Raw genomic sequence first — 25,743 nt, forward strand, 5'->3', positions numbered from 1 at the left:
CAAATGGAACTGATCCTGCTGGAAAAAATCGCCAACCTGGGCAACCTGGGCGATAAGGTAAACGTTAAGGCTGGTTACGGCCGTAACTACCTGCTGCCTTTCGGCAAAGCCACCGCTGCTACCGCTGCCAACCTGGCTGCATTCGAAGCGCGTCGTGCCGAGCTGGAAAAACTGGCTGCAGAGAAGAAGGCTTCTGCCGAAACTCGCGCTGCGCAACTGGCTGAGCTGGAAGTGACCATCACTGCCACCGCTGGTGACGAAGGCAAGCTGTTCGGTTCGATCGGCACCCACGACATCGCTGACGCACTGACCGCCTCTGGCGTTGAAGTTGCCAAGAGCGAAGTTCGTCTGCCGAACGGCACCATCCGTAACGTGGGCGAGTTCGACGTAGCCGTGCACCTGCACGCTGAAGTCGAAGCTACCGTACGCGTTGTCGTGGTGGCTGCTTAAGCAGTACTAAATCGTCTGGCACCTCGTGTGGCTGACGGTTAACATCGGGCACGATCCTGTTCACAGGTCGTGCCCTTTGTCTTTCTGCCGATCCTGATTTCCGTCTCTAGAATTCCAAGTGGCCATGAACGATATTTCCGCTCCCGAGCAATACGATCTGCAAACCGCTGCCCTGAAGGTGCCGCCGCACTCCATCGAGGCCGAACAGGCCGTGCTCGGTGGTCTGATGCTGGACAACAACGCCTGGGAGCGTGTGCTGGATCAGGTCTCCGACGGCGATTTCTATCGACATGACCATCGCCTGATTTTCCGCGCCATCGCCCGCCTGGCCGACCAGAACCTGCCCATCGACGTGGTGACCTTGTCCGAGCAACTGGACAAGGAAGGCCAGACCTCCCAGGTCGGTGGCCTCGGCTATCTGGGCGAACTGGCGAAGAACACCCCGTCGGTCGCCAACATCAAGGCCTATGCGCAGATCGTTCGCCAGCGGGCGACGCTGCGCCAGCTGATCGGCATCAGCAACGAGATCGCCGACAGCGCGTTCAACCCCGAGGGGCGTACCGCCGAGGAAATCCTCGACGAGGCCGAGCGGCAGATCTTCCAGATCGCCGAGGCGCGGCCCAAGACCGGTGGTCCGGTGGGTGTCAACGAACTGTTGACCAAGGCCATCGACCGCATCGATACCCTGTTCAACACGTCCGACGCCATCACCGGCCTGTCCACCGGCTATACCGACCTTGACGAGAAGACCAGTGGCCTGCAGCCGGCCGACCTGATCATCGTCGCCGGCCGTCCATCCATGGGTAAGACCACCTTCGCCATGAACCTGGTGGAGAATGCGGTGCTGCGTAGCGACAAGGCCGTCCTGGTGTACTCCCTGGAGATGCCAGGCGAATCGCTGATCATGCGTATGCTGTCCTCCCTCGGCCGGATCGACCAGACCAAGGTCCGTTCCGGCCAGCTGGAAGACGATGACTGGCCGCGCCTGACCTCGGCGGTCAACCTGCTCAACGACCGCAAGCTGTTCATCGACGACACCGCGGGTATCAGCCCTTCGGAAATGCGGGCCCGGACCCGGCGCCTAGTGCGTGAGCACGGTGACATCGGCCTGATCATGATCGACTACCTGCAGCTGATGCAGATCCCGGGCTCCAGCGGCGACAACCGGACCAACGAGATTTCCGAGATCTCCCGTTCCCTCAAGGCCCTGGCCAAGGAATTCAACTGCCCGGTGGTGGCGCTGTCCCAGCTCAACCGCTCCCTGGAGCAGCGTCCCAACAAGCGTCCGGTGAACTCCGACCTCCGGGAATCCGGAGCGATCGAGCAGGACGCCGACGTGATCATGTTCGTATACCGGGACGAGGTGTATCACCCGGAGACCGAGCACAAGGGCATCGCCGAAATCATCATCGGCAAGCAGCGGAACGGTCCCATCGGTTTCATCCGCCTGGCCTTCATCGGCAAGTACACGCGCTTCGAGAACCTGGCCCCGGGCAGCTACAACTTCGACGACGACGAGTAACCGCGCCTCTTCCGGCACTGGTTGAATGCGGCGAGAGCGCAGGTCTCTTCGCCGCGGATTGTCCTGGCCATGAATTCCGACTGGCGCAGTCGGAATTGGTCATTTTTTGTGCTATATTCCGCGCCCGCGAATTTCCCTGTCATTCAGCGCGTCCTTATCTGCGCCAACACCGGTCATCGACATGCAAGCAGCCAAGCCGTTATTCGACTATCCAAAGTACTGGGCCGAATGTTTCGGGCCAGCACCGTTCCTGCCCATGAGCAGGGAGGAGATGGATCAGCTCGGCTGGGACTCCTGCGACATCATCATCGTCACCGGTGATGCCTATGTCGATCACCCGTCCTTCGGCATGGCGATCATCGGCCGGCTGCTGGAAGCCCAGGGCTTTCGCGTAGGGATCATCGCCCAGCCCAACTGGCAGTCCAAGGACGACTTCATGAAGCTCGGCGAGCCGAACCTGTTCTTCGGTGTCGCGGCGGGCAACATGGACTCGATGATCAACCGCTACACCGCCGACAAGAAGGTTCGCTCCGACGATGCCTACACCCCGGGTGGCCTGGCGGGCAAGCGTCCGGACCGCGCCAGTCTGGTGTACAGCCAGCGCTGCAAGGAAGCCTACAGGCATGTGCCGATCATCCTCGGCGGCATCGAGGCTTCCCTGCGCCGAATCGCCCACTACGACTACTGGCAGGACCGGGTGCGCAACTCGATCCTGATCGATGCCTGCGCCGACATCCTGCTCTACGGCAACGCCGAGCGCGCCATCGTCGAGGTGGCCCAGCGCCTGTCCTACGGCCAGAAGATCGAAGACATCACCGATGTGCGCGGCACCGCGTTCATCCGTCGTGACACGCCCAAGGACTGGTACGAAGTGGACTCCACCCGCATCGACCGTCCGGGCAAGATCGACAAGATCATCAACCCCTACGTTAACACCCAGGACACCGCCGCCTGCGCCATCGAGCAGGAAAAGGGCCCGGTCGAGGATCCGAACGAAGCCAAGGTGGTGCAGATCCTGGCCAGCCCGAAGATGACCCGGGAAAAGACCGTGATCCGCCTGCCGTCCATGGAAAAGGTGCGTAACGACCCGGTGCTCTATGCCCACGCCAACCGCGTGCTGCACCTGGAGACCAACCCGGGCAACGCCCGTGCGCTGGTGCAGAAGCACGGGGAACAGGATGTCTGGTTCAACCCGCCACCGATCCCCATGACCACTGAGGAAATGGACTACGTGTTCGGCATGCCTTATCAGCGCATCCCGCATCCGGTCTATGGCAAGGAGAAGATCCCGGCCTACGATATGATCCGCTTCTCGGTGAACATCATGCGTGGCTGCTTTGGTGGCTGCACTTTCTGCTCCATCACCGAGCACGAAGGGCGGATCATCCAGAACCGCTCCGAAGAGTCGATCATTCGCGAGATCGAAGAAATTCGTGACAAGGTCCCGGGTTTTACCGGAGTTATTTCCGACCTTGGCGGCCCGACCGCCAACATGTACCGCATCGCCTGCAAGAGCCCGGAAATCGAATCCGCGTGCCGCAAGCCGTCCTGCGTGTTCCCCGGCATCTGCCCGAACCTGAACACCGACCACTCGTCGCTGATCCAGCTGTACCGCAGTGCCCGCGCCTTGCCTGGCGTGAAGAAGATCCTCATCGCTTCCGGCCTGCGTTACGACTTGGCGGTGGAATCGCCGGAATACGTCAAGGAGCTGGTGACTCACCACGTCGGTGGCTACCTGAAGATCGCCCCGGAACACACCGAGGAAGGTCCGCTGAACCAGATGATGAAACCTGGGATCGGCACCTATGACCGCTTCAAGCGGATGTTCGAGAAGTACTCCAAGGAAGCGGGCAAGGAGCAGTACCTGATTCCGTACTTCATCGCTGCCCACCCGGGCACCACTGACGAAGACATGATGAACCTGGCCCTGTGGCTCAAGGGCAACGGCTTCCGCGCCGACCAGGTGCAGGCGTTCTATCCGTCGCCGATGGCCAGCGCCACCGCCATGTACCACTCGGGCAAGAACCCGCTGCGCAAGGTCACCTACAAGAGCGACGCGGTGACCATCGTCAAGAGCGAGGAGCAGCGCCGTCTGCACAAGGCGTTCCTGCGCTATCACGATCCCAAGGGCTGGCCGATGCTGCGCGAGGCCTTGCTGCGCATGGGCCGTGGTGACCTGATCGGTTCGGGCAAGCAGCAGCTGATCCCGGCGCACCAGCCGTCTACCGACAGCTACCAGAGTGCCCGACGCAAGAACTCGACCCCGGCCGGCAGCCACAAGGTGGCCAAGGAAACCCGGATCCTGACCCAGCACACCGGCTTGCCGCCCCGTGCCAGCGATGGCGGCAACGCCTGGGACAAGCGCGAGCAGGCCAAGGCCGCGGCCTTCGCCCGCAACAAGCAGGCCGCCAAGGAGCGGGCCGACGCAGCCAAGGGCAAGGGCAAGAAGCCGACCCGCAAGCCGGTGGTGCCGCGCTGATACAACAAGACGCCAGCTGTGAAGCTGGCGTCTTGCTTTCTCCCCCATGGATTTTTAACGGGTACAGGGCAACAAAAGCCCGGTGCTTTGTTAAGGTTGGCGACCTGCATTCAGTGTGATGCCGAGGTGGCCTCAAGCCATCAGGCAACCTTCCACCGCCAGACCAAGGACGAATCTCGTGGCCAGCGTTATCGACGGAGTCATCAGGGACCTCAACATCACCCAGGTCCTCGCCCGCCAGCGGATCGAAAGCCAGCTCAACCTGCCACGGCTGTTCGCCGCCATCGATACCGATCCGGCGATCGCCGGGGCGGGGGTGGTGTACATCGATGCCGACTTCAACGTGATTACCCTGCGCGAGTTCAGGCCGATTTGCAGCATCACCCCCAAGCGTGTGGTCCTGCGGGAAGCGAAGAGGTACATCGCGCCCCAGCAGTTCGTCGACCAGGTGAAGAACAACCCCCGCGAGTCACGCCTGGCTACCGAATCCTTCAATACCTCGCTGTCCTGTGCCGCCGCGGTGATCGGTTGGCTGGTGGTGTTCAGCGGCACCGTCGCCGTGCCCTTCACCGCCGGTGCCAGCGCCTGGATGGTGGCGCTCGGGGTGTCGGCGGCGGTGGCCGGGACCGCCCAGTGCGTGATCGGCGGGGCGCGGGTGATCAACGAGATCCAGGACCCGGCGGCCAACGACCGGATGGACGATGCCGAGTGGTACACCATCGTCTCGCCGATCCTGGATGGCATTTCCCTGGTAGGCGTGGGGGGCTCCGCGCTGACCACGGTCAAGCTGCTCAAGGCCAGCAAGGCGGCCAATACCGGCAAGAGCTGGACCCAGTTGCTCAAGGGCCTCAACCGCCAGGAGCGGGCCAGGCTGACCAAGGAGCTGTTGACCCTGCGCGATCCGAGCCTGACCCCCAAGTTGCTGAAGCTCAAGCAGCGCACCGAAGGATTGACCAAGCGCTATTCGACGACGCAGATCAGGCACGCGACCCTGACGCAGATGCAAGATGCCCTGGGCGCGGTCCTGAGCACCACCGGCAGCATTCGTTCCGGCAACCTGGGCACGGCGAAGACCCTGGCCGTGGGGCTCTACGAGGAGTTCGACGAATGATCGGCGGGGGCAGCATGCGCGAGTTCCTGGCGCGCTATTTCCCGACCTTCATGCTCACGGTGCTGCTGGGCTGCTTCAGCGCATCGTTGCTGTTGTCGCTGGCGCAAGTCACCTACTGGCGCGGCATGGCACCAGAGCAGAGCAACGACTACATGGGCCTGGGCTTGCTGGTGCTGATTGTGTTGCTAGTGGTTGGCAATCTGCTGGTGGTGCGCGGCATTGCCTGGGGCGTGTGGCTGGTGGCCGGTTACTTCGCCCTGTGCCTGGCCCTGGTGGCGCCGATGTTCCAATACCATCCCCACCAGGGCATCTACCTGGTGGGGCTGTTGCTGCCCTTGCTGGGATTACTTTTGCTCAACAGCCGCCGTCACCGGCAAATGCGTGGAAAGCTGGTGGAGATCCGCCATCAGCGGCAACTGCTCAAGGCGTCGTTGAAGCCGCAGCGCAAGCGCCCCTGATAATCACTGTGGGGCGCCTGGGGGAGTGGTTCAGCTCGGCTTTGAATCGACCCACTTGGCCGAGACCGAAGGTTGCCAGGCGCTCAGGGCATCCAGCAGGCCGGCCGGCGACTGGTTGATCTGCAGCATCTGGCGGTGCGCAGTACTGACGAACCCCTCGCCGACGATATGGTCGAGGAAACCTCCGAGTTTTTCGTAGAAGCCGTTCACTTCCAGCAGCCCCAGGGGCTTGCGGTGGTAACCCAGCTGGCCCCAGGTCCAGACTTCGAACAGTTCTTCCAGGGTGCCAAGGCCCCCGGGCAGGGCGATGAAGGCATCGCTGAGTTCGGCCATGCGTGCCTTGCGCGCATGCATGCCATCCACCACTTCCAGGCGGGTCAGGCCGTTATGGCCGATCTCGATGTCTTTCAGGCTTTGCGGAATGATGCCCACGACTTCCCCGCCAGCGGCCATGGCCGCATCGGCGACGATGCCCATCAGGCCCACCGCGCCACCGCCGTAGACCAGGGTCAGGTTGCGTTCGGCGATGGCCCGGCCCATGGCCTGGGCGGCTTCACGGTAGGCAGGATTGGCGCCGGCGCCGGCGCTGGCGCCACAAAATACACAGACTGAAGTTAACGACATGTCTTGCTCCCAGCTCAAAGATCGCCTCAGGGTAAAGGCTCGATGAGTCGAGTCCAAGCATTAAACGTCGCGTTGCGGGGTCTCGTGGGTGCCACTGGCACCACAGGCGTAGGCGGCGAGCAAGCTGCGAAACAGGCTGTTGAACGACATGATCCAGGCTCCGGTGGGGTGGTGGCGGTGATTCTAGGGACAGCTCCCGGGGCTGGCTGCTTGATTGTTTCGATCGGCCTGATAGCAGAGAGTTGTATACAGTTTCTTGATGCAAATCATAGGCAGTAGCGAGAAATTCAGGCAGTCTTGGCTCCCATGGATTCAGATGGATTTTGTTAACCCTGCCTTGGAGATTCACCATGTTTGCCAAACTCGTTGCAGCATCCCTGTTGACACTGGCCAGCAGCCAACTGATGGCCGCCGAGTGCAAGATCGACGTCGACTCTACCGACCAGATGTCCTTCAGCACCAAGGAAATCACCATCGACAAGAGCTGCAAGACCTTCACCGTGAACCTGGGCCACTCCGGCAGCCTGCCGAAGAACGTCATGGGTCATAACTGGGTACTGAGCAAGACCGCAGACATGGCTGGCATCGCTGCCGACGGCATGGCCGCTGGCATCGACAAGAACTACCTGAAGGAAGGCGACACCCGCGTCATCGCCCACACCAAGATCATCGGTGCCGGTGAAAAAGATTCGGTGACCTTCGACGTGTCCAAGCTGACCGCTGGTGAGAGCTATCAGTTCTTCTGCTCGTTCCCAGGCCACAACTCGATGATGAAAGGCGCCGTGATCCTGAAGTAATCAGGCCCGGCTGCAACGAAAAAGCGCCCCTAGGGGCGCTTTTTTGTGCCTGGCGCTCAGGGCGCGAAGGGCATGACCCGCTTGTGGTGGGTCTTGCGATAGGTGTCGCAGATGGTCTTGAAGGCTTCCTCGCGCACTGGCTGGCCGTGCAGGAAGGCATCGATCTCGGCATAGGTGACGCCATGGGAGGCTTCGTCCGGCTTGCCCGGCGACAGGTCCTCGAGATCGGCGGTGGGGATCTTCTCCACCAGCGACTCGGGGGCCCCGAAATACCGGGCAATGGCGCGCACCTGGTTTTTCACCAGGCCGCTCAGGGGGGCCAGGTCGCAGGCGCCGTCGCCGAACTTGGTGAAGAAGCCCATCACGGCCTCGGCGGCATGGTCGGTACCGATCACCAGGCCCTGGGTGGCGCCGGCGATGGTGTACTGGGCGACCATGCGCATCCGCGCCTTGGTGTTGCCCAGTACGAAGTCCCGGGATACCGCGTGCTGGCCTTCGAAGGCCGCCACTTCATTGGCCAGGGCCTTGACCGCCGGGCCGATGTTCACCGTGTGGCGCTCGTCGGGGTTGATGAAGTCCACGGCGGCCTGGGCGTCATGCTCGTCGAACTGGGTCTCGTAGGGCAGGCGCACGGCGATGAAGCGGTAGCGCTGGTCGCCACTGCTGGCACGTAGCTCGACCATGGCCCGCTGGGCCAGCAGGCCGGCGGTCAGCGAGTCGACCCCGCCGCTGATGCCCAATACCAGGGTCTTGAGGCCGGAATTGACCAGGCAGTCCTGGATGAAGCGCACGCGCCGGGCGATTTCCGCTTCCAGGGCGGCGTGGTCGGGAAAAGGTGCTTGGACCTTGAGCTGCTGCGCAATCTCAAGCTGTACGGCTTGCATGATTCACTCCTTGCCAGGTAGGGCAGGTACTTGGAAAACGTGGCGCAAATAGGCGACGAAGTTCGGGTCCTTGCAATGGGTCTTGCCCGCTTCGTCGGAGATCTTGGCGACGGGCTGGCCATTGCAGGCGGCCATTTTAAGCACGATGCTCATCGGCTCCACACCGGGGATGTCACAGGTCAGGTTGGTGCCGATGCCGAAGCTGACATTGATCCGCCCGCGCAGTGTCCGGAAGATCTCCAGGGAGCGCGGCAGGGTCAGGCTATCGGAGAACACCAGGGTCTTGCTCATCGGGTCGATGCCCAGCTTGTGGTAGTGGGCGATGGCCTTTTCCGCCCAGAGGATCGGGTCCCCCGAGTCATGACGCAGGCCGTCGAACAGTTTGGCGAAGAACAGGTCGAAATCCCCCAGGAACGCATCGGTGGTGATGCAGTCGGTCAGGGCGATGCCCAACAGGCCCCGGTACTCGCGGACCCAGCAATCGAGGGCGGCGATCTGGCTGTCGATCAACCGTGGCCCCAGCTGCTGGTGGGCCATGATCCATTCATGGGCCATGGTGCCCAGGGGCTTCATGCCCAGCTCGCGGGACAGGTGCACGTTGCTGGTGCCGACGAAACGCCCGGGGAAGTCATGCTTGAGCACATTCACCACCTCCTCCTGGACGCGATAGGAAAAGCGCCGGCGAGTGCCGAAGTCGGCCACCTGCAGTTCGCCCAGTTCCTCGCTACTGGCGTTGGCGGTCAGCCAGTCGAACTTGCGATACAACTGCTCACGGGCTTGCACCAGCTGGGTTTCCCGGTAGCGGTAGCGATTGCGCACCTCGCTGATGATGGCCAGCATCGGCACTTCGAACAGGATCACATGCAGCCATGGGCCACGCAGGCGGATGAACAACTCGCCGTTCTCGATGCCGGTGTGCACGTAGCGCAGGTTGAAGCGGAACAGCCCGAGAAAGCGCAGGAAATCCGCCTTGAGGAAACTGATGCGCTCGAGAAAGCCCAGCTGGTCGGGGCTCAGGCTCAACTCCGCCAGGTGCTCGAACTGATAGCGGATCTCCGCCAGGTAGGGCCGCAGATCCTCGCTGTTACGGCAGCGAAACTCCCATTCCACCTCGGCGTTGGGGTAGTTGTGCAGCACCGCCTGCATCATGGTCAGTTTGTAGAAGTCGGTGTCGAGCAGGTTCTGCACGATGCGATCGGCAAACACACTCTCGCTCATAACGGGAATCTCCATGCTGGCCGCGACTGACAGGTGCGGCACTCAGCTCTTTCAGTGAAGGCGCTAGTGGCGCATAGACGCCTTGGGCTTTGCCAGTGTTTTTTCGGCCCGGGGCTGAAGTCGGGGAACTACGGATCGATCCGCTCCAGCATCCAGCGCACGAAATCGCGAACCTTGGGCACTTCCGCCGCATGCTCGGGGTAGGCCAGGTAGTAGGCATCCTGGCTGGGCATGGCGTACTCCCAGGCGATCACCAGCTTGCCCTCGGCCAGTTCTTCCTCCACCAGGAACCGCGGCAGCAGGGCCACGCCGCAGCCGACCTGGGCGGCGCGGATGCACATGTAGAAGGTCTCGAAGCGCGGGCCGTGATAGCTGTGCTCGGTCTGGTAGCCCTGCTGCTCGAACCACTCGTGCCAGCCCTGGGGCCGCGAGGCGTTCTGCAGCAGCACCAGGTCGGCCAGTTGCCGGGGATCGGTGAGCGGTTCGGCCGGCAGGCTGTCGGGGGCGCATACCGCCACCAATTCCTCGCTGAACAGCTTCAGGCTCTCGGTGCCGGGGCGCGCGCCCTGGCCGAAGTAGAACGCCAGGTCGCTATGGCCCTGGAGCAGTTCGTCGGGCTCTTGTTCGTTGCACAGGTCCAGGTGGATGTGCGGGTGGCGCAGGCGCCAGCCCTTGAGCCTTGGCACCAGCCAGCGGGCGCCGAAGGTATAGGGCGTGGAGACCCGCAGTACTTCGGTCTCGCCGCCGTAGGAGCGCAGGTAGTGGGTGGACATCTCCACCTGGGTGAGGATCTTGCGCACTTCCACCAGGTACAGGTCGCCGGCCGGGGTCAGCTGCAGGCGCCGGCGCACGCGGCGGAACAACAAGTGCTGGAGCAGCTCTTCCAGCTGCGCCACCTGCTTGCTCACCGCGCTCTGGGTCAGGTTCAGCTCCTCGGCCGCGCGGGTGAAGCTCAGGTGCCGGGTCACGGCCTCGAAGCACTGCAGGGCCGTGATCGACGGCAGGTAGCGTTTGTTCAGCATGGCTTGTCCTTGTTCTTATCGGTGCTGGATGCCGGCCCAGCATGAATAAACGGAATGATATCTCGCTTAAAGGTCGTTTGTTGGCAAGTCTGTGGCCAGCTACAACTACAGGTCTCGACGACCGCCACGGCGGTCCTGGTCTTTCGCTTGCCACCTGTAAGGAGTCACCCATGGTTGCCGCATTGCTTGATCGTCTGGGCGTGAACCCGGCCCTCTACCAGTCGGGCGCACACCCTGTGCATTCGCCCATCGACGGCAGCCGGATCGCCGCGGTGAACTGGCAGGGGGCCGCCGAAGTGGAGCAGCAGGTCAGTCGCGCCGAGCATGCATTCGCCCTCTGGCGCAATGTCCCGGCCCCTCGCCGTGGCGAGCTGGTGCGGCAGTTCGGCGAGGTGCTGCGCGAGCACAAGGCCGACCTCGGCGAGCTGGTGTCCTGGGAGGCCGGCAAAATCACTCAGGAAGGCCTGGGGGAAGTGCAGGAGATGATCGACATCTGCGACTTCGCCGTCGGCCTGTCGCGCCAGCTCTATGGCCTGACCATCGCCTCCGAGCGCCCCGGCCACCACATGCGCGAAACCTGGCATCCACTGGGGGTGGTGGGGGTGATCAGCGCCTTCAACTTCCCGGTGGCGGTCTGGTCCTGGAACACCGCCCTGGCCCTGGTCTGCGGTAACCCGGTGATCTGGAAGCCCTCGGAAAAGACTCCGCTGACCGCCCTGGCTTGCCATGCCTTGCTGGAGCGAGTGCTGAAGAACTTCCATGACGCCCCCGAATACCTGAGCCAGGTGATCATCGGCGGTCGCGATGCCGGCGCGGCGCTGGTGGACGATCCCCGCGTGGCCCTGGTCAGCGCCACCGGCAGCACTCGCATGGGCCGTGAAGTGGCGCCCAAGGTCGCCGCGCGCTTCGCCCGCAGCATTCTCGAACTGGGTGGCAACAACGCCATGATCCTCGGGCCCAGCGCCGACCTGGACATGGCCGTGCGCGCGATCCTGTTCAGCGCCGTCGGCACCGCCGGCCAGCGTTGCACCACCCTGCGCCGCCTGATCGCCCATGAATCGGTGAAGGAAGAGATCGTCGCTCGCCTCAAGACCGCCTATGCCAAGGTACGCATCGGCCATCCGCTGCAAGGCAACCTGGTCGGCCCGCTGATCGACAAGCACAGCTTCGAGGCCATGCAGGATGCCCTGGAGCAGGCGCTGAGCGAGGGCGGGCGGGTGTTCGGCGGCCAGCGCCAGTTGCAGGACCAGTACCCCAACGCCTACTACGTGTCGCCGGCGATCGTGGAAATGCCCGAGCAGAGCGACGTGGTGTGCAGCGAGACCTTCGCCCCGATCCTCTACGTGATCGGCTACCAGGACTTCGATGAGGCCTTGCGCCTGAACAACGCCGTGCCCCAGGGCCTGTCCTCGTGCATCTTCACCACCGATGTGCGTGAGGCCGAGCGCTTCATGTCAGCGGTGGGCAGCGACTGTGGCATCGCCAACGTCAACATCGGCCCCAGCGGTGCGGAAATCGGTGGAGCCTTCGGTGGCGAGAAGGAAACCGGCGGCGGGCGCGAGTCCGGCTCCGATGCCTGGCGTGGCTACATGCGTCGCCAGACCAACACCGTCAACTACTCCCGCGAGCTGCCGCTGGCCCAGGGCATTACCTTCGACTGAGCCCCGCGCGGCACGCCTGCCGGCCAGGCGTGCCAGGGGCGGTTGGTCCATGTGGGTTGATTTCGGAGTTGGCGATGGCACTACAAGAACAATGTCTATGGGAACGATTGACTCCGCAAAGGCCTGACCACGCACCGCTGCGGGGCGAGCAGACGGCGGATGTCTGCATCATCGGCGCCGGCTTCACCGGCTTGTCGGCGGCGGTGCATCTGCTGGAGCAGGGCAAGCGGGTGTGCGTGGTGGAGGCCCAGCGTGCCGGGCAGGGGGGCTCGGGGCGTAACGTCGGCCTGGTGAATGCCGGCATGTGGATTCCACCGGACGAGATCGAGGCCGGCTTCGGCGAACAAGTCGGCAGCCAGCTCAATCGCATGCTCGGTGCGGCGCCATCGCTGGTGTTCAGCCTGGTGGACAAGTACCGCATCGATTGCCAGTTGCGCCGCGAAGGCACCTTGCACATGGCCCACAACGCCCGGGGCGAGGCCGACCTGCGCAGCCGCGAGCAGCAATGGAAGCGTCGGGGCGCGCCGGTGGAGTTGCTCACCGGCGCGGCCTGTGAAACCGCCACCGGGACCAGGAAGATCGCCGCGGCCTTGCTCGATCGCCGGGCCGGGACCATCAACCCCATGGCCTATGTCAGCGGCCTGGCCAAGGCCGCGGCCGACCTGGGTGGCCGGCTGTTCGATCATTCGCCGGTAACCCGCCTGGAACGCCAGGGCCAGCGCTGGTCGGTGCAGACCGACCAGGGTTCGGTGCTGGCCGAGCAGGTGGTGATCGCCTCCAACGCCTACACCGAGGGCGACTGGACCGAATTGCGGCGCAATTTCTTCCCGGGTTACTACTACCAGGTGGCCTCGGTGCCGCTGACCGAAGAGGCTGCCCAGCAGATCCTGCCCGGTGGCCAGGGTTCCTGGGATACCCGCCAGGTGCTGAGCAGCATCCGCCGGGATGCCGAGGGCCGGTTGCTGCTGGGCAGCCTGGGCAATGGCAACCAGAAGCCCCTGTGGTTCCTCAAGGCCTGGGCCGACCGGGTGCAACAGCATTACTTCCCCTACCTCAAGCCAGTGGAGTGGGAGTGCACCTGGACCGGCTGCATCGCCTTCACCCCCGACCACCTGATGCGCCTGTTCGAGCCGGCCCCGGGGCTGGTGGCCGTCACCGGTTACAACGGCCGCGGGGTGACCACCGGCACCGTGGTCGGCAAGGCTTTCGCCGACTACCTGTGCAATGGCGACCCGCAGGCCTTGCCGATCCCCTTTGCGCCCATGCAGCCGTTGCCTGGCGTGGCCCTGCGCAGTTGCCTGTACGAGGCCGGGTTCTCTCTCTACCACGCCGGCCAATGCCTGCGAATCGTTATCTGAATGAGGAAATGCACAGCCATTGACGACGCTTTTCGATGCAGCGACTAGCCTGTAGTGGTGCGGCTCGTAGCAGTTGCGCACCACTGGTGTGCAGTTCGGTGACGCAGGCTGTTACAAGAGGGTTGCACGTTGAATTGTGTCGCGGTTGCAATGATGGCACGAGTGGGTTGCGCCCACTGGAAAACAGGGTTTTACCTTCCGCGGTTTAGACGGTTGCACGCCCAATGAAAATGGGCTCGAAACAGTCGAAATAACAATAAGACAGCGACTTTTCTAAGAATAAAAAACCACTGGCACGGCGCTTGCTCTGAGCATTGATGTAAGTCGCAGTGCCAACTAAAAAAACCTTGGAGCATCACCTCATGTCCCAGACGTTTTACAAGAAAGGCTTCCTGGCCCTCGCAGTGGCAACTGCGCTGGGTGTTTCTGCGTTTGCTCAAGCCGACCTGAAGATCGGCGTAGCGGGTCCCATGACAGGCGCCAACGCGGCATTTGGCGAGCAGTACATGAAGGGTGCACAGGCAGCGGCTGACGAAATCAACGCCAAGGGCGGGGTCAACGGCGAGAAGATCGTGCTGGTCAAGGGCGATGACGCTTGCGAGCCGAAGCAGGCGGTCGCAGTGGCCAACCGCCTGGTGGACCAGGACAAGGTGGCCGGCGTGGTCGGGCACTTCTGCTCCTCGTCGACCATCCCGGCTTCCGAGGTCTACAGCGACGCCGGGGTGATTGCCATCACTCCGGGCTCCACCAACCCCCAGGTCACCGAGCGTGGCCTGTCGGCGATGTTCCGCATGTGCGGGCGTGACGACCAGCAAGGTGTGGTGGCCGGCGACTACATCATCGATGTGCTCAAGGGCAAGAAGGTCGTGGTACTGCACGACAAGGACACCTACGGCCAGGGCCTGGCCGACGCCACCAAGGCGCAGTTGACCAAGCGCGGCGTGACCCCGGTGCTGTATGAGGGCCTGACCCGGGGCGAGAAGGACTTCAGTGCCGTGGTGACCAAGATCCGCGCCGCCGGTGCCGACGTGGTGTACTTCGGCGGCCTGCATCCCGAGGCCGGCCCGCTGGTGCGCCAACTGCGCGAGCAGGGCCTGAAGGACGTCAAGTTCATGTCCGACGACGGTATCGTCACCGACGAGCTGGTGACCACCGCCGGTGGCCCGCAGTACGTCGATGGCGTGTACATGACCTTCGGCGCCGACCCACGTCTGCTGCCGGACAGCAAGGCCGTGGTGGACGCCTTCCGCAAGGCCGGCACCGAGCCCGAGGGCTACACCCTGTACGCCTACGCCTCGATCCAGGCCCTGGCCGCCGGCTTCAATGGCGCCAAGTCGAACAAGGGCGAGGACGCCGCCAAGTGGCTCAAGGCCAATCCGGTGAAGACCGTGATGGGCGAGAAGACCTGGGACGCCAAGGGCGACCTGAAGGTCTCCGACTACGTGGTCTACCAGTGGGACAAGGACGGCAAATACCACCAGCTGGAAAAACAGAAGTGACATGAGTCCGCACGGACCGATACCGGCCCCCTGGTATCGGTCCGTACTCGTGCAGTACTTGCCTTTTCTCGTAGAGCTGCACAACGGACGTGTTGCGCGGATGGGTGATCCCTGTCCGGCGTCGACGCCCTGTGCCGTCTCTCAAGTCCGTGAGATTGCGTTATGGATGGTATTTTCCTGCAGCAACTGATCAACGGACTGACCCTCGGGTCCGTCTACGGTCTGATCGCCATCGGCTACACAATGGTCTATGGCATCATCGGCATGATCAACTTCGCCCATGGCGAGGTGTACATGATTTCCGCCTACCTGGCGGCAATCAGCCTGGCCTTGCTGGCCTACTTCGGCATCGAATCCTTCCCGCTACTCATCCTCGGCACCCTGATCTTCACCATCGTGGTCACCGGGATCTACGGCTGGGTCATCGAGCGCGTCGCCTACAAGCCCCTGCGCAACTCCACCCGCCTGGCACCGCTGATCAGCGCCATCGGCATCTCGCTGATCCTGCAGAACTACGCGCAGATCAGCCAGGGCGCCAAGCAGCAGGGCGTGCCCACCCTGCTGGCCGGGGCCTGGAAGGTGGATATCGGCAGTGGCTTCGTGCAACTGACCTACACCAAGATCTTCATCCTGGTGGCGGCTTTCGCCGGCATGGCACTGCTGACCTACATCATCAAGTACACCAAGCTCGGGCGCATGTGCCGGGCCACCCAGCAAGACCGCAAGATGGCCTCGATCCTGGGGATCAACACCGACCGGGTGATCTCCTACGTGTTCATCATCGGCGCGGCCATGGCCGCCCTGGCCGGGGTGCTGATCACCATGAACTACGGCACCTTCGACTTCTACGCCGGCTTCGTCATCGGCATCAAGGCCTTCACCGCCGCGGTGCTCGGCGGCATTGGCTCGCTGCCCGGGGCCATGCTCGGCGGGATCATCCTCGGTATCTCCGAGTCGTTGTTCTCCGGCTTGATCAACTCCGACTACAAAGACGTGTTCAGCTTCTCGCTGCTGGTGCTGATCCTGATCTTCCGTCCCCAAGGCCTGCTGGGTCGCCCACTCGTGGCGAAGGTGTAAGTATGTCTGCTGCCAATAAACCGATCGACATCAAGAAGAGCGTCGTCGACGCCGTGCTCGCCGGGCTGATCTCGCTGATAGTGTTCGGCCCCATCGTGGGCGTGGTCCTGGACGGCTACAGTTTCAACCTGGAACCGACCCGGGTCGCCTGGCTGGTGGCCATCGTCATGGCCGGGCGCCTGGCCCTGAGCCTGTTCCTGCAGACCCCGCGCGGGCTGAAGATCCTCCAGGGTTTCGAAAGCAGCGGCTCGGGCGTGCATGTGCTGGCGCCGGACTACAAATCGCGGCTGCGCTGGATCATTCCGGCGCTGATCGTGATCGCCATCGTCTTTCCGTTCTTCGCCAACAAGTACCTGCTGACCGTGGTGATCCTCGGCCTGATCTACGTGCTGCTGGGCCTTGGGCTGAACATCGTGGTGGGCCTGGCCGGGCTGCTGGACCTTGGCTACGTGGCGTTCTACGCCATCGGCGCCTACGGCCTGGCCCTGGGCTACCAGTACCTGGGCCTGGGCTTCTGGACGGTGCTGCCCCTGGCGGCGATCGCCGCGGCACTGGCGGGGTGCATATTGGGCTTCCCGGTGTTGCGCATGCATGGCGATTACCTGGCCATCGTGACCCTCGGGTTCGGCGAGATCATCCGCCTGGTGCTCAACAACTGGCTGTCCTTCACCGGTGGTCCCAACGGCATGCCGGTGCCGTCGCCGACCTTCCTGGGCCTGGAGTTCGGACGCAAGGCCAAGGACGGTGGAGTGCCGTTCCATGAGTTCTTCGGCCTGGAATACAACCCCAACCTGAAGTTCCTGTTCATCTACATCGTGCTGTTCCTGGTGGTGCTGCTGGTGCTCTACATCAAGCATCGGCTGACCCGCATGCCCGTGGGCCGGGCCTGGGAAGCCTTGCGCGAGGACGAGATCGCCTGCCGCGCCATGGGGCTGAACCATGTACTGGTGAAGCTCTCGGCCTTTACCCTGGGTGCCTCCACCGCGGGCCTGGCCGGGGTGTTCTTCGCCAGTTACCAGGGCTTCGTCAACCCGTCGTCCTTCACCTTCTTCGAGTCGGCGCTGATCCTCGCCATCGTGGTGCTGGGGGGCATGGGGTCCACCGTGGGCGTGGTGATCGCCGCATTCGTGCTCACCGTGGCGCCTGAACTGCTGCGCAGCTTCTCCGAATACCGGGTGCTGCTGTTCGGCATCCTCATGGTGTTGATGATGATCTGGCGGCCGCGGGGCTTGATCCGCATCAGCCGCACCGGGGTGACCCCGCGCAAAGGCGTTTTGACCCCAAGGAGCGCACCATGAGCGAATACATTCTTTCGGTCGAGAACCTGATGATGCATTTCGGCGGCATCAAGGCCCTCAGCGATGTCAGCCTCAAGGTCAAGCGCAACTCGATCTTCGCCCTGATCGGCCCCAACGGTGCCGGCAAGACCACGGTGTTCAACTGCCTCACCGGTTTCTACAAGGCATCCGGGGGCCGCATCGAACTCAATACCCGGGGCCAGCAGACCAACGTCATCAAGCTGTTGGGCGAGCCGTTCCGGGCCAGCGACTTCGTGTCGCCGAAAAACTTCTCCAGCCGCCTGTACTACAAGATGTTCGGCGGCACCCACCTGGTGAACCGGGCCGGCCTGGCGCGGACCTTCCAGAACATCCGCCTGTTCCGGGAAATGTCGGTGGTGGAGAACCTGCTGGTCGCCCAGCACATGTGGGTCAATCGCAACCTGCTGGCGGGAGTGCTCAACACCAGGGGCTATCGCAAGGCGGAAAGCGATGCCCTGGACCAGGCCTTCTACTGGCTGGAAGTGGTGGACCTGGTGGACTGCGCCAACCGCCTGGCCGGCGAGTTGTCCTACGGCCAGCAGCGGCGCCTGGAGATCGCCCGGGCCATGTGCACGCGGCCGCAGGTGATCTGCCTCGACGAACCGGCCGCGGGCCTCAACCCCCAGGAAACCGAGGCGCTGAGCGCGATGATCCGGTTGCTGCGCGACGAACATGACCTGACCGTGGTGTTGATCGAGCACGACATGGGCATGGTGATGAGCATTTCCGACCATATCGTGGTACTGGACCACGGCAACGTGATCGCTGAAGGCGGGCCGGAGGCGATCCGCAACGATCCGAAGGTGATCGCCGCCTACCTTGGTGCCGACGAAGAGGAACTGGCATGACTCAACCTATCCTCGAGCTCAAGGACCTGGATGTGTACTACGGGCCGATCCAGGCCTTGAAGAAGGTCTCGCTGCACATCGACGAAGGGGAAACCGTGAGCCTGATCGGCTCCAACGGCGCTGGCAAGTCGACCCTCTTGATGTCGATTTTCGGCCAGCCCCGGGCCGAGTCCGGACAGATCCTCTATCGCGGTGTGGACATCACCCGCAAGTCGTCCCACTACATCGCGTCCAACGGCATCGCCCAGTCCCCTGAAGGGCGCCGGGTGTTCCCCGACATGACCGTGGAGGAAAACCTGCTGATGGGCACCATTCCCATCGGCGACAAGTACGCGAGCGAGGACATGCAGCGCATGTTCGAGTTGTTCCCCAGGCTCAAGGAGCGGCGCAACCAGCGGGCCATGACCATGTCCGGCGGCGAGCAGCAGATGCTGGCCATCGCCCGGGCCTTGATGAGCCGGCCCAAGTTGCTGTTGCTGGATGAACCGAGCCTGGGCCTGGCGCCGATCGTGGTGAAGCAGATCTTCGCCACCCTGCGGGAGCTGGCGGCCAGCGGCATGACCATCTTCCTGGTGGAGCAGAATGCCAACCATGCGCTCAAGCTGTCCGACCGCGCCTACGTGATGGTCAACGGCGAGATCCGTCTCAGCGGCAGCGGCAAGGAACTGCTGGTCAACGAGGAGGTGCGCAACGCCTACCTGGGCGGTCACTGACCGGCTGTGGATGAAAAGGCCCTGCCGGTTCGCGCCGGCGGGGCCTTTTTTATCCACACCCGCAGGTTCAGCCTGATTTCCGGGGTTGGCTGTGAGGAGGGTGCTGATTTGCGTCCGACAATTGTGGAAAACCTCTTGGGCAAGTTGCCAAAACGCCGCATGAAGATGCCGCAAACGGTTGTTTTTCCACCGTTTTGAGTTGTCCCCGTTTGTTGTGGAACGGGCTGTGGGTAACGTGGGAGTAGCTGGCTGAAAGCCTTGCAGGACGTGGCTTGCAGGCAATCGTTGGTTTTTTGATCAGTGGCTTTTGGCGATCTTCAGGACGGCTTTGTCAACCTTTTTATTGTCGCAGCAGGCGGTGGGCGAAGCCCTGTACAAGCCTGTGGATAAGTCTGTGATTAAACTCTGGAAAGAACTCCCGGGGCGGCGTGGTTACTGGCCTCTGGCCTTCTATTGTTTGACCGTTCGGTCATCTTTTCAGGCTGCGGCCGCACGGACGGCCGGCCCAGGTCAAGGGAAAAACTTTGCCTGTGCCCGCGCAGGCCTTGTGGATCGTGGCCTGGAGTATTTGCCAGTTGCCCCCAAAGACTGTGGACCGGCCTGTGGATAAGGTGCGCGCACCTGGCTACAGGCCACGCAGGGCCTGGCTTTGCGCCTGGTGATTGTTTTTTGTACAGGCACCTGGGGATATCCACAGCGACTGCGGGCGCTGTGGCCATGAAGCTTCCTGGGTACAGGGCCGGTTGCCGCCCGAGGCCGGGCCGGGCATGCTGCGAAACGTTTTTTTATTGAAATGGCGGCCCGCCCCCAGCAAGGAGAACACCATGACTTCCACTCTGTTCATCACAGGCGCGACTTCCGGTTTCGGCGAGGCTTGTGCCCGGCGCTTTGCCGAGGCCGGCTGGTCGCTGGTACTGACCGGTCGCCGCCAGGAGCGCCTCGATGCCTTGTGCGCGGAGCTCTCCAAGCAGACCGAAGTCCATGGCCTGGTGCTGGACGTGCGAGACCGCAAGGCCATGGAACAGGCCATCGACAACCTGCCGCCGACGTTCGCCAAGCTGCGCGGCCTGATCAACAACGCCGGCCTGGCCCTGGGCACGGATCCGGCGCCCAAGTGCGACCTGGACGACTGGGACACCATGGTCGATACCAACATCAAGGGCCTGATGTACAGCACCCGCCTGCTGCTGCCGCGGCTGATCGCCCATGGCCGTGGTGCCGGGATCGTCAACCTGGGCTCCGTCGCTGGGAACTACCCATACCCTGGCAGCCACGTGTATGGCGGCACCAAGGCTTTCGTCAAACAGTTCTCCCTGAACCTGCGCTGCGACCTGCAGGGCACTGGGGTACGGGTGACCAACATCGAGCCGGGCCTGTGCGAAAGCGAGTTCTCGCTGGTGCGCTTCGCCGGCGACCAGGCCCGTTATGACGCTACCTACGCCGGCGCCGAGCCGATCCAGCCCGAAGACATCGCCGAGACCATCTTCTGGGTCATGAACACCCCGGCCCACGTCAACATCAACAGCCTGGAACTGATGCCGGTCAGCCAGTCCTGGGCCGGTTTCGCCATCGACCGCAACGCCAAGGCCTGACCTGCCACGGTGCAGCTTCGCGGGCAGTGCGCGGTACTTTTGGCGCTGCTGAGCTGGCGAGGCTGCGCCAAGGTCCGCGGGACCTTGCACGGCGCTCATGATCATGCCCAGCGACAGCCGTTATCCACAGCCTCGCAGCGAGGCTGGACGCACGCGGAAATATATAAGCTGATTCGTTTCAGCTTGCCGAAGCCGAGGCACGCTAGAATTCCTCCCCTAAATTTGTACTGCCGCTGTATCGAGGCGGTGTTTTCCAAGTTCCGTGGGAGGAATCGTGAGTAACCGAGGTGAGCAGGCTCTGCTCAAGCAATCGACCGTACTGATGTTCGCCGTGGCGATCGCCGGTATCGCCACAGGTTTTGTTTCTGGCGCCCAATCCATCCTGTTCGATGGTTTCTTTTCCCTGATCGCCACCTTCATCAAGGTGCTGATGCTGATCACCGCCAGGCTGATCACCAAGCCGGGCAACCAGCGCTTCCAGTTCGGCTTCTGGCACCTGGAACCCATGGTGCTGTTGATCGAGGGCAGCTTCCTGCTGCTGATCGCCATCTACGCCTTTCTCAACGGTGTGTTCGGCATCATCAATGGGGGCCGGGAAATCGAGCTTGGGCTGGTGATCGTCTACGCCGCCGTGTTCACCGTGGTGGAGTTCGCCTACTTCTTCTACGTGCGCCATCGCAACCGCAAGCTCAAGTCGTCGTTGATCCAGTTCGACAACATCAGCTGGCTGGTGGACGCCATGCTGTCGGTGGGCCTGCTGGTGAGCTTCCTCTGCGCCTTGTTGCTCAAACACTACGGCCATGACCAGTGGGCGGTGTATGTCGACCCGCTGATCCTGATCGCCCTGGCCCTGAGCATGCTGGCGCCAGCCCTGAAGATCCTGCGCCCGGCCTTGCGCGAGGTGCTGGGCATCGCTCCCGACCAGTTGGACGAGACCGTGCGCACAGTGATGGAACAAGCCAAGGCCACCCATGGTTTCGAGGACTATGTCAGCTATGTGCAAAAGCACGGCCGGGCGCGTTTCATCGAGATCCACGTGGTGCTGCCGGCCGGCTATCCGCTACAGGATGTCGCAACCCTGGACCGCTTGCGCGAGGACATCTCCCGCCAGTTGGGCGGAGCCGATGCCGCACGCTGGCTGACCATCAGCTTCACCGGCGATCGCAAGTGGATCGCCTGACCGGCCTGTGGGCCGGCCAGGCGTTTCAGCCGAAGTAGCCAGCCAGGGCCTGATAACAGGTGGCCAGGTGATAAGGCGTGGTCGAAGGCATGTCCTGGCGGCTGACCGCGCCATTGGCGTCCAGGCATTCGTGCCAGCCGCCGGCATGCAGGAAGTTGCCTTGCAGCGCCTGTAGCTGGCGCTCCAGGAAGGCCTGGCCATCGGTGCGCAAGGTCAGCGCGCGCAGATATTCGGCCTGGGCCCAGATACGCTGGGTGGCATCCCTGGGGCTGGCCTGGGGGGGCAGTTCGAGCATCGCGCATACCGCGCCGCTCTGGGGATCGACCCCCAGCCGTTCGCTGAGGACGAAGGCCCGTTCCAGGCAGGCGTGCAGCGGCCCCTGGCGCAGCAGGGGCGAGGAGGCGAGGAGGAAATACCACTCGAACTGGTGTCCTGGCTCGAACCAGTTATCCACAGCCCCCAGGGGTTTCTCCATCATCACGCCCTGCTGTGGCTCGATGAAGTGCTGCTGCATGGCCTGGCACAACTCGAGCAAGGCTGCCTCCACCGAGGCATCGTCACGGGCCGCGAGGGTGGCGAGGAAGGCCTCGGCCAGGTGCATCGAGGGGTTCTGCAACGGACCGCTGCCCAGCAAGGACCAATCCTCGCCCAGGCTGGCTTCGTAGAGCCCCTCGCCCTGGGCGAAACGCTGGGCCACCACTTCCAGGGCGGCATTGAGTGTCGACTCCACCAGCGGTTCGCGGACCTTGGCCCAGTAGTGGGCGCAGGCGAAGACGATGAACGCGTGGGTGTAGAGGTCCTTGCGCCGGTCCAGCGGCGCGCCTTCGGGGTCGATGCTGTAGAACCAGCCGCCGTGCTCGGCATCGTGGAAATGCCGTTGCAGCGAGCGGAACAGTGCTGCGGCGCGCTCCGCGGCGAAGGGCGCGCTGGCCTCGCCGATCAGTTGGGAAAACACGTACAACTGTCGGGCGCAGGCCATGGCCCGATAGCGCTGCGGCGGCAGGGGCTGGTGCTCGGTGTCTAGCGCCTCGTAGGGCAGCGCCAGTTGCGGGTTCCAGCCCGGCCCTTGCCACAGGGGCACGATCACCTTGTGAAAATGCTGCTGCACGGCCTGGAACACAGCGTTGGCGACTGGCGAGGGGGTAGGGCGGGATACATCGAGCATTGGCTGGCGTCTTCTAACGGCAGGTTTGAATGCGCGACATGTTAGCAGAGAAGGCCGTGCCGATTGGCCCTGCGTCGCAGCCACCGCGGCGGCTGCGACCTGAGGGTTTCAACCGGCGAGCAGCCACACGCCGGCGGCGGCAGAGGCCGCGCCGGCCATGCGCACCAGGGGCGCGGCGGTCCGCGGTAGCGCTCGCACCAGGGCGTACCCTGCGGCATGCAGCGCCGCGGTGGCGGCCACGAAACCTGCGGCATAGGCCCAGGGGCTGGACATCTCCGGCAGTTCCAGGCCATGGGCCACGCCATGGAACAGGGCGAACAAGGCTGTGGCCGCCATGGCCAGGGCCAGCGGCGGGCGTACTGCCAGCGCGACCGCCAGGCCCAGGGCCAGGACCGAGGCGGCGATGCCGCTTTCCAGGGCTGGCAGTTGCAGGCCGGTGAAACCCAGCAGCCCACCCAGCAACATGGTGCCGACGAAGGTGCAGGGCAGCGCCCAGCGGGCCACGCCTTGTTGCTGGGCGGCCCACAGGCCTACCGCGACCATCGCCAGCAGGTGGTCGAGGCCGCCGAGCGGATGGCCGATGCCGGCCACCAGGCCGTTGTCGCCATGGCCGGGGTGGGCCAGGGCCAGGGTGGGAGCCAGCAGCAGGGCCAGGGCCCCGAGGATGCGTTGGAAGGTCATGGATCGCTGTCCTTTTCGAGGGTCGAGGTTGGGTTCAGGCTGCGCTCAGCAGGCCCTGGCGTTCGATGAAGGCGATGATGTCCGCCAGGCCCTGGCCGGTTTTCTGGTTGCTGAAGACGAACGGCTTGCCGCCACGCATGCGCTGGGTGTCGCTGTTCATCAGGTCCAGGGAGGCGCCGACCAGCGGCGCCAGGTCGATCTTGTTGATCACCAGCAGGTCGGATTTGCAGATGCCGGGGCCACCCTTGCGTGGCAGCTTGTCGCCGGCCGAGACATCGATCACGTAGATGGTCAGGTCCGAGAGTTCCGGGCTGAAGGTAGCGGACAGGTTGTCGCCGCCGGACTCCACCAGGATCAGGTCCAGCCCCGGGAAGCGGCGGTTCAGCTGATCCACGGCCTCCAGGTTGATCGAGGCGTCTTCGCGAATGGCGGTGTGCGGGCAGCCACCGGTCTCCACGCCGATGATCCGTTCCGGTGCCAGGGCCTGGTTGCGCACCAGGAAGTCGGCGTCTTCGCGGGTGTAGATATCGTTGGTCACCACCGCCAGGTTGTAGCGCTCGCGCAGGGCCAGGCACAGGGCCAGGGTCAGGGCGGTCTTGCCGGAGCCCACGGGGCCTCCGATACCGACGCGCAAGGGTTGTGTATTCATGTGCTTCTCCAAAATGACGGGCCCTCAGGAACGAAACAGGCGGCTGTACTGGCGCTCATGGGCCATGCTCGCCAGGGACAGGCCGAAGGCGGCGCTGCCGTAGTGTTGGGGATCAAGTGTGGTGGCCTGCTGCTGGGCCTGTTGCAGCAGTGGCAGCAGGTCGCTGGTCAGGCGCTGGGCGGCCTGCTGGCCCAGGGGCAGGGTCTTCATCAGCACTGCCAGCTGGTTCTCCAGCCAGCTCCAAAGCCAGGCGGCCAGGGCATCGCGCGGGGCGATTTGCCAGGCACGGGCGGCCAGGGCCCAGCCCAGGGCCAGGTGCGGTTCGTCCTGTCGCGCCAGCATTTGTCGGGCGCCGGCGTCCAGTTCCGGCAGGCCTTCGAGCAGTTGCTTGAGGGAGTAGCCCATTTGCCGGCTCTCCAGGTACAGCTCGCGGGTTTCACGACTGGCCCGATGCTCTTCACCGAGCTGGTGCAGGCGCTGCCAGTCCTGCTCCGCTGCGGCCAGGCAATGGTCCCAGAGCAGCGGGGCCTCGAAGCGCGCCAGGTTGAGCAGCAACTGGTCGCCGATCCAGCGCCGGGCGCTGTCAGGGTCATGCACCCGCTGTTGTTCCACCGCCATCTCCAGGCCCTGGGAATAGCTGTAGCCACCGATGGGCAGTTGCGGACTGGCCAGGCGCAACAGGGCCCAGGCCGGGTTCACGGGCGAGCGCCGAACTGGTGCAGGCGTGGCGGGTAGTTGAAGTCCGCATCGCCGTGATGGGAGTGATGGTGTCCGCCCCCATAGGCGCCATGCTCGGGCTGGAATGGCGCCTCGATGACGTTGGCGCTGGCCCCCAGTTGTTCGAGCATGGCCTTGAGCACGTAGTCGTCCAGCAACCGCAGCCAGCCATCACCCACTTGCAAGGCCACGTGGCGGTTGCCCAGGTGATAGGCCGCGCGGGTCAGTTCCAGGGCATTGCCACAGGTGACATGCAGCAGGGTCTCGGCGCGGGCGCAGACCCTGACGACGCGCCCGTCCTCGGCGACCAGGAATTCACCATCATGTAGCGGTGGCTGGCCACGTTCCAGGAACAGGCCGACGTCCTCGCCCTCGACGCTGAAGCAGCGCAGGCGGCTCTTGCTGCGCGCTTCATAGGTCAGGTGCAGTTCAGCGGACCAGGAGGCCTGGGGGGTGGTTCGGCGATGGATCACCAGCATCGGAAAGCTTCCAGCTATGAACGATGCACAAGCCTGAGCAAGGGCCTTGCCAATCGCTCGAAGGAAAGGAAAACCCCTGGTACTGCGCCTGGAAAAGGGGCAAAACCTTGTTTCATCTTGTTACAAATTGCTGCGCCGAGCTGATTTATAGCACTGGCTTGGTGCGCTGCAAATGTTTTTGCCGCAATCCGGTGCCTGTTTGACGGGCAGGCGCAAAGGCCTGCTCCAGAGCAGGGCGGG

The 25,743-nt window shown here is 63.5% G+C and carries 25 protein-coding genes; 16 read left to right on the forward strand and 9 right to left on the reverse strand.

Features of this window, described 5'->3' with window-relative positions; all coding sequences use genetic code 11:
• Positions 1-3 precede the first annotated feature (3 nt).
• The 5 genes from rplI (at position 4) to C4K40_RS02910 (ending at position 6,020) form a co-directional block, all read left to right on the forward strand.
• Positions 4-450 carry a 50S ribosomal protein L9 gene (gene rplI / locus C4K40_RS02890; RefSeq protein ID WP_007921484.1) on the forward strand — a complete coding sequence of 149 codons (447 nt, stop codon included), beginning with the start codon at positions 4-6 and terminating at the stop codon, positions 448-450.
• Between the two features lie 124 nt (positions 451-574).
• Positions 575-1,972, forward strand: coding sequence for a replicative DNA helicase (dnaB, locus tag C4K40_RS02895; protein WP_053132335.1), 1,398 nt, complete (start codon positions 575-577; stop codon positions 1,970-1,972).
• A gap of 181 nt (positions 1,973-2,153) precedes the next feature.
• Positions 2,154-4,451 carry a YgiQ family radical SAM protein gene (locus C4K40_RS02900; RefSeq protein WP_053132333.1) on the forward strand — a complete coding sequence of 766 codons (2,298 nt, stop codon included), beginning with the start codon at positions 2,154-2,156 and terminating at the stop codon, positions 4,449-4,451.
• Between the two features lie 178 nt (positions 4,452-4,629).
• Positions 4,630-5,562, forward strand: coding sequence for an NAD synthetase (locus C4K40_RS02905; protein ID WP_053132331.1), 933 nt, complete (start codon positions 4,630-4,632; stop codon positions 5,560-5,562).
• Positions 5,559-6,020 carry a hypothetical protein gene (locus C4K40_RS02910; protein WP_053132330.1) on the forward strand — a complete coding sequence of 154 codons (462 nt, stop codon included), beginning with the start codon at positions 5,559-5,561 and terminating at the stop codon, positions 6,018-6,020. Before C4K40_RS02905 ends, C4K40_RS02910 begins: the two co-directional genes overlap by 4 nt.
• Before the next feature lie 30 nt (positions 6,021-6,050).
• Here the strand turns inward: C4K40_RS02910 and C4K40_RS02915 are convergent, their stop codons facing one another.
• Entirely contained in the window at positions 6,051-6,644 is a 594-nt protein-coding gene (locus tag C4K40_RS02915; RefSeq protein ID WP_053132328.1) for a TIGR00730 family Rossman fold protein, read from the reverse strand.
• 350 nt (positions 6,645-6,994) lie between these two features.
• Here C4K40_RS02915 and azu point away from each other — a divergent pair, with 350 nt between their 5' ends.
• A complete protein-coding gene (azu, locus tag C4K40_RS02920; protein ID WP_022641902.1) occupies positions 6,995-7,441 on the forward strand; it encodes an azurin in 447 nt (148 codons plus the stop codon).
• Positions 7,442-7,497: 56 nt separating this feature from the next.
• Here azu and nadE read toward each other — a convergent pair whose 3' ends face one another.
• The 3 genes from nadE to C4K40_RS02935 form a co-directional block, all read right to left on the reverse strand.
• Positions 7,498-8,325 carry an ammonia-dependent NAD(+) synthetase gene (gene nadE, locus C4K40_RS02925; RefSeq protein WP_022641903.1) on the reverse strand — a complete coding sequence of 276 codons (828 nt, stop codon included), beginning with the start codon at positions 8,323-8,325 and terminating at the stop codon, positions 7,498-7,500.
• Positions 8,326-8,328: 3 nt separating this feature from the next.
• The gene (gene pncB, locus C4K40_RS02930; protein WP_022641904.1) at positions 8,329-9,543 is read right to left on the reverse strand and encodes a nicotinate phosphoribosyltransferase; all 1,215 of its coding nucleotides are present in this window, start codon (positions 9,541-9,543) and stop codon (positions 8,329-8,331) included.
• Positions 9,544-9,671: 128 nt separating this feature from the next.
• Positions 9,672-10,565 carry a LysR family transcriptional regulator gene (locus tag C4K40_RS02935; RefSeq protein WP_022641905.1) on the reverse strand — a complete coding sequence of 298 codons (894 nt, stop codon included), beginning with the start codon at positions 10,563-10,565 and terminating at the stop codon, positions 9,672-9,674.
• A gap of 170 nt (positions 10,566-10,735) precedes the next feature.
• On the opposite strand from C4K40_RS02935, the gene C4K40_RS02940 reads away from it, so the two are divergent.
• The 10 genes from C4K40_RS02940 to C4K40_RS02990 all read left to right on the forward strand — a co-directional run bounded on the left by C4K40_RS02940 (position 10,736) and on the right by C4K40_RS02990 (position 21,812).
• The gene (locus C4K40_RS02940) at positions 10,736-12,226 is read left to right on the forward strand and encodes an aldehyde dehydrogenase family protein (RefSeq protein WP_022641906.1); all 1,491 of its coding nucleotides are present in this window, start codon (positions 10,736-10,738) and stop codon (positions 12,224-12,226) included.
• A gap of 74 nt (positions 12,227-12,300) precedes the next feature.
• Positions 12,301-13,584, forward strand: coding sequence for an FAD-binding oxidoreductase (locus C4K40_RS02945; RefSeq protein ID WP_031320728.1), 1,284 nt, complete (start codon positions 12,301-12,303; stop codon positions 13,582-13,584).
• Between the two features lie 362 nt (positions 13,585-13,946).
• Entirely contained in the window at positions 13,947-15,083 is a 1,137-nt protein-coding gene (locus C4K40_RS02950) for a branched-chain amino acid ABC transporter substrate-binding protein (protein WP_022641908.1), read from the forward strand.
• 162 nt (positions 15,084-15,245) lie between these two features.
• Positions 15,246-16,160: a branched-chain amino acid ABC transporter permease gene (locus C4K40_RS02955; RefSeq protein ID WP_022641909.1), complete on the forward strand. Its 915-nt coding sequence runs from the start codon at positions 15,246-15,248 to the stop codon at positions 16,158-16,160.
• Between the two features lie 2 nt (positions 16,161-16,162).
• A complete protein-coding gene (gene livM, locus C4K40_RS02960; RefSeq protein WP_053132324.1) occupies positions 16,163-17,458 on the forward strand; it encodes a high-affinity branched-chain amino acid ABC transporter permease LivM in 1,296 nt (431 codons plus the stop codon).
• Entirely contained in the window at positions 17,455-18,327 is an 873-nt protein-coding gene (locus C4K40_RS02965) for an ATP-binding cassette domain-containing protein (RefSeq protein WP_022641910.1), read from the forward strand. The genes livM and C4K40_RS02965 overlap by 4 nt, the downstream gene beginning before the upstream one ends.
• Positions 18,324-19,040, forward strand: a complete 717-nt coding sequence (locus C4K40_RS02970) for an ABC transporter ATP-binding protein (RefSeq protein ID WP_022641911.1) — start codon at positions 18,324-18,326, stop codon at positions 19,038-19,040. Before C4K40_RS02965 ends, C4K40_RS02970 begins: the two co-directional genes overlap by 4 nt.
• A 6-nt stretch (positions 19,041-19,046) precedes the next feature.
• Entirely contained in the window at positions 19,047-19,238 is a 192-nt protein-coding gene (locus C4K40_RS02975) for a hypothetical protein (protein WP_124421258.1), read from the forward strand.
• 626 nt (positions 19,239-19,864) lie between these two features.
• The gene (locus C4K40_RS02985; RefSeq protein ID WP_053132321.1) at positions 19,865-20,632 is read left to right on the forward strand and encodes an SDR family oxidoreductase; all 768 of its coding nucleotides are present in this window, start codon (positions 19,865-19,867) and stop codon (positions 20,630-20,632) included.
• Between the two features lie 274 nt (positions 20,633-20,906).
• Positions 20,907-21,812 carry a cation diffusion facilitator family transporter gene (locus tag C4K40_RS02990; RefSeq protein WP_031320729.1) on the forward strand — a complete coding sequence of 302 codons (906 nt, stop codon included), beginning with the start codon at positions 20,907-20,909 and terminating at the stop codon, positions 21,810-21,812.
• A 25-nt stretch (positions 21,813-21,837) separates the two neighbouring features.
• On the opposite strand, the gene C4K40_RS02995 is transcribed toward C4K40_RS02990, so the two are convergent.
• The 5 genes from C4K40_RS02995 to ureE form a co-directional block, all read right to left on the reverse strand.
• A complete protein-coding gene (locus tag C4K40_RS02995) occupies positions 21,838-22,977 on the reverse strand; it encodes an AGE family epimerase/isomerase (RefSeq protein WP_053132318.1) in 1,140 nt (379 codons plus the stop codon).
• Between the two features lie 108 nt (positions 22,978-23,085).
• Positions 23,086-23,658 (reverse strand): HupE/UreJ family protein, encoded by a 573-nt coding sequence (locus C4K40_RS03000; RefSeq protein ID WP_053132316.1) that lies wholly within the window; start codon positions 23,656-23,658, stop codon positions 23,086-23,088.
• A 34-nt stretch (positions 23,659-23,692) separates the two neighbouring features.
• Positions 23,693-24,307, reverse strand: coding sequence for an urease accessory protein UreG (ureG, locus tag C4K40_RS03005; RefSeq protein ID WP_022641998.1), 615 nt, complete (start codon positions 24,305-24,307; stop codon positions 23,693-23,695).
• 24 nt (positions 24,308-24,331) lie between these two features.
• Complete coding sequence (locus tag C4K40_RS03010) at positions 24,332-25,006, reverse strand: urease accessory protein UreF (RefSeq protein WP_053132313.1); 675 nt, start codon at positions 25,004-25,006, stop codon at positions 24,332-24,334.
• The gene (gene ureE, locus C4K40_RS03015; RefSeq protein ID WP_022642000.1) at positions 25,003-25,503 is read right to left on the reverse strand and encodes an urease accessory protein UreE; all 501 of its coding nucleotides are present in this window, start codon (positions 25,501-25,503) and stop codon (positions 25,003-25,005) included. The genes C4K40_RS03010 and ureE overlap by 4 nt, the downstream gene beginning before the upstream one ends.
• Positions 25,504-25,743 lie beyond the last annotated feature (240 nt).

The organism is Pseudomonas sp. CMR5c, from assembly GCF_003850545.1.
Lineage (GTDB): Bacteria > Pseudomonadota > Gammaproteobacteria > Pseudomonadales > Pseudomonadaceae > Aquipseudomonas > Aquipseudomonas piscis.

Bases quoted from the DNA above. Each gene is read 5' to 3' on its own strand.
- C4K40_RS02995 (WP_053132318.1), bottom strand. From the start codon at position 22,977: ATGCTCGATGTATCCCGCCCTACCCCCTCGCCAGTCGCCAACGCTGTG.
- C4K40_RS02910 (WP_053132330.1), top strand. From the start codon at position 5,559: ATGATCGGCGGGGGCAGCATGCGCGAGTTCCTGGCGCGCTATTTCCCG.
- C4K40_RS03000 (WP_053132316.1), bottom strand. From the start codon at position 23,658: ATGACCTTCCAACGCATCCTCGGGGCCCTGGCCCTGCTGCTGGCTCCC.
- C4K40_RS02940 (WP_022641906.1), top strand. From the start codon at position 10,736: ATGGTTGCCGCATTGCTTGATCGTCTGGGCGTGAACCCGGCCCTCTAC.
- C4K40_RS02945 (WP_031320728.1), top strand. From the start codon at position 12,301: ATGGCACTACAAGAACAATGTCTATGGGAACGATTGACTCCGCAAAGG.
- ureG (WP_022641998.1), bottom strand. From the start codon at position 24,307: ATGAATACACAACCCTTGCGCGTCGGTATCGGAGGCCCCGTGGGCTCC.
- dnaB (WP_053132335.1), top strand. From the start codon at position 575: ATGAACGATATTTCCGCTCCCGAGCAATACGATCTGCAAACCGCTGCC.
- C4K40_RS02955 (WP_022641909.1), top strand. From the start codon at position 15,246: ATGGATGGTATTTTCCTGCAGCAACTGATCAACGGACTGACCCTCGGG.
- C4K40_RS02935 (WP_022641905.1), bottom strand. From the start codon at position 10,565: ATGCTGAACAAACGCTACCTGCCGTCGATCACGGCCCTGCAGTGCTTC.
- ureE (WP_022642000.1), bottom strand. From the start codon at position 25,503: ATGCTGGTGATCCATCGCCGAACCACCCCCCAGGCCTCCTGGTCCGCT.
- livM (WP_053132324.1), top strand. From the start codon at position 16,163: ATGTCTGCTGCCAATAAACCGATCGACATCAAGAAGAGCGTCGTCGAC.
- C4K40_RS02950 (WP_022641908.1), top strand. From the start codon at position 13,947: ATGTCCCAGACGTTTTACAAGAAAGGCTTCCTGGCCCTCGCAGTGGCA.
- C4K40_RS02900 (WP_053132333.1), top strand. From the start codon at position 2,154: ATGCAAGCAGCCAAGCCGTTATTCGACTATCCAAAGTACTGGGCCGAA.
- azu (WP_022641902.1), top strand. From the start codon at position 6,995: ATGTTTGCCAAACTCGTTGCAGCATCCCTGTTGACACTGGCCAGCAGC.
- C4K40_RS02985 (WP_053132321.1), top strand. From the start codon at position 19,865: ATGACTTCCACTCTGTTCATCACAGGCGCGACTTCCGGTTTCGGCGAG.
- C4K40_RS02915 (WP_053132328.1), bottom strand. From the start codon at position 6,644: ATGTCGTTAACTTCAGTCTGTGTATTTTGTGGCGCCAGCGCCGGCGCC.
- rplI (WP_007921484.1), top strand. From the start codon at position 4: ATGGAACTGATCCTGCTGGAAAAAATCGCCAACCTGGGCAACCTGGGC.
- pncB (WP_022641904.1), bottom strand. From the start codon at position 9,543: ATGAGCGAGAGTGTGTTTGCCGATCGCATCGTGCAGAACCTGCTCGAC.
- C4K40_RS02970 (WP_022641911.1), top strand. From the start codon at position 18,324: ATGACTCAACCTATCCTCGAGCTCAAGGACCTGGATGTGTACTACGGG.
- C4K40_RS02965 (WP_022641910.1), top strand. From the start codon at position 17,455: ATGAGCGAATACATTCTTTCGGTCGAGAACCTGATGATGCATTTCGGC.
- nadE (WP_022641903.1), bottom strand. From the start codon at position 8,325: ATGCAAGCCGTACAGCTTGAGATTGCGCAGCAGCTCAAGGTCCAAGCA.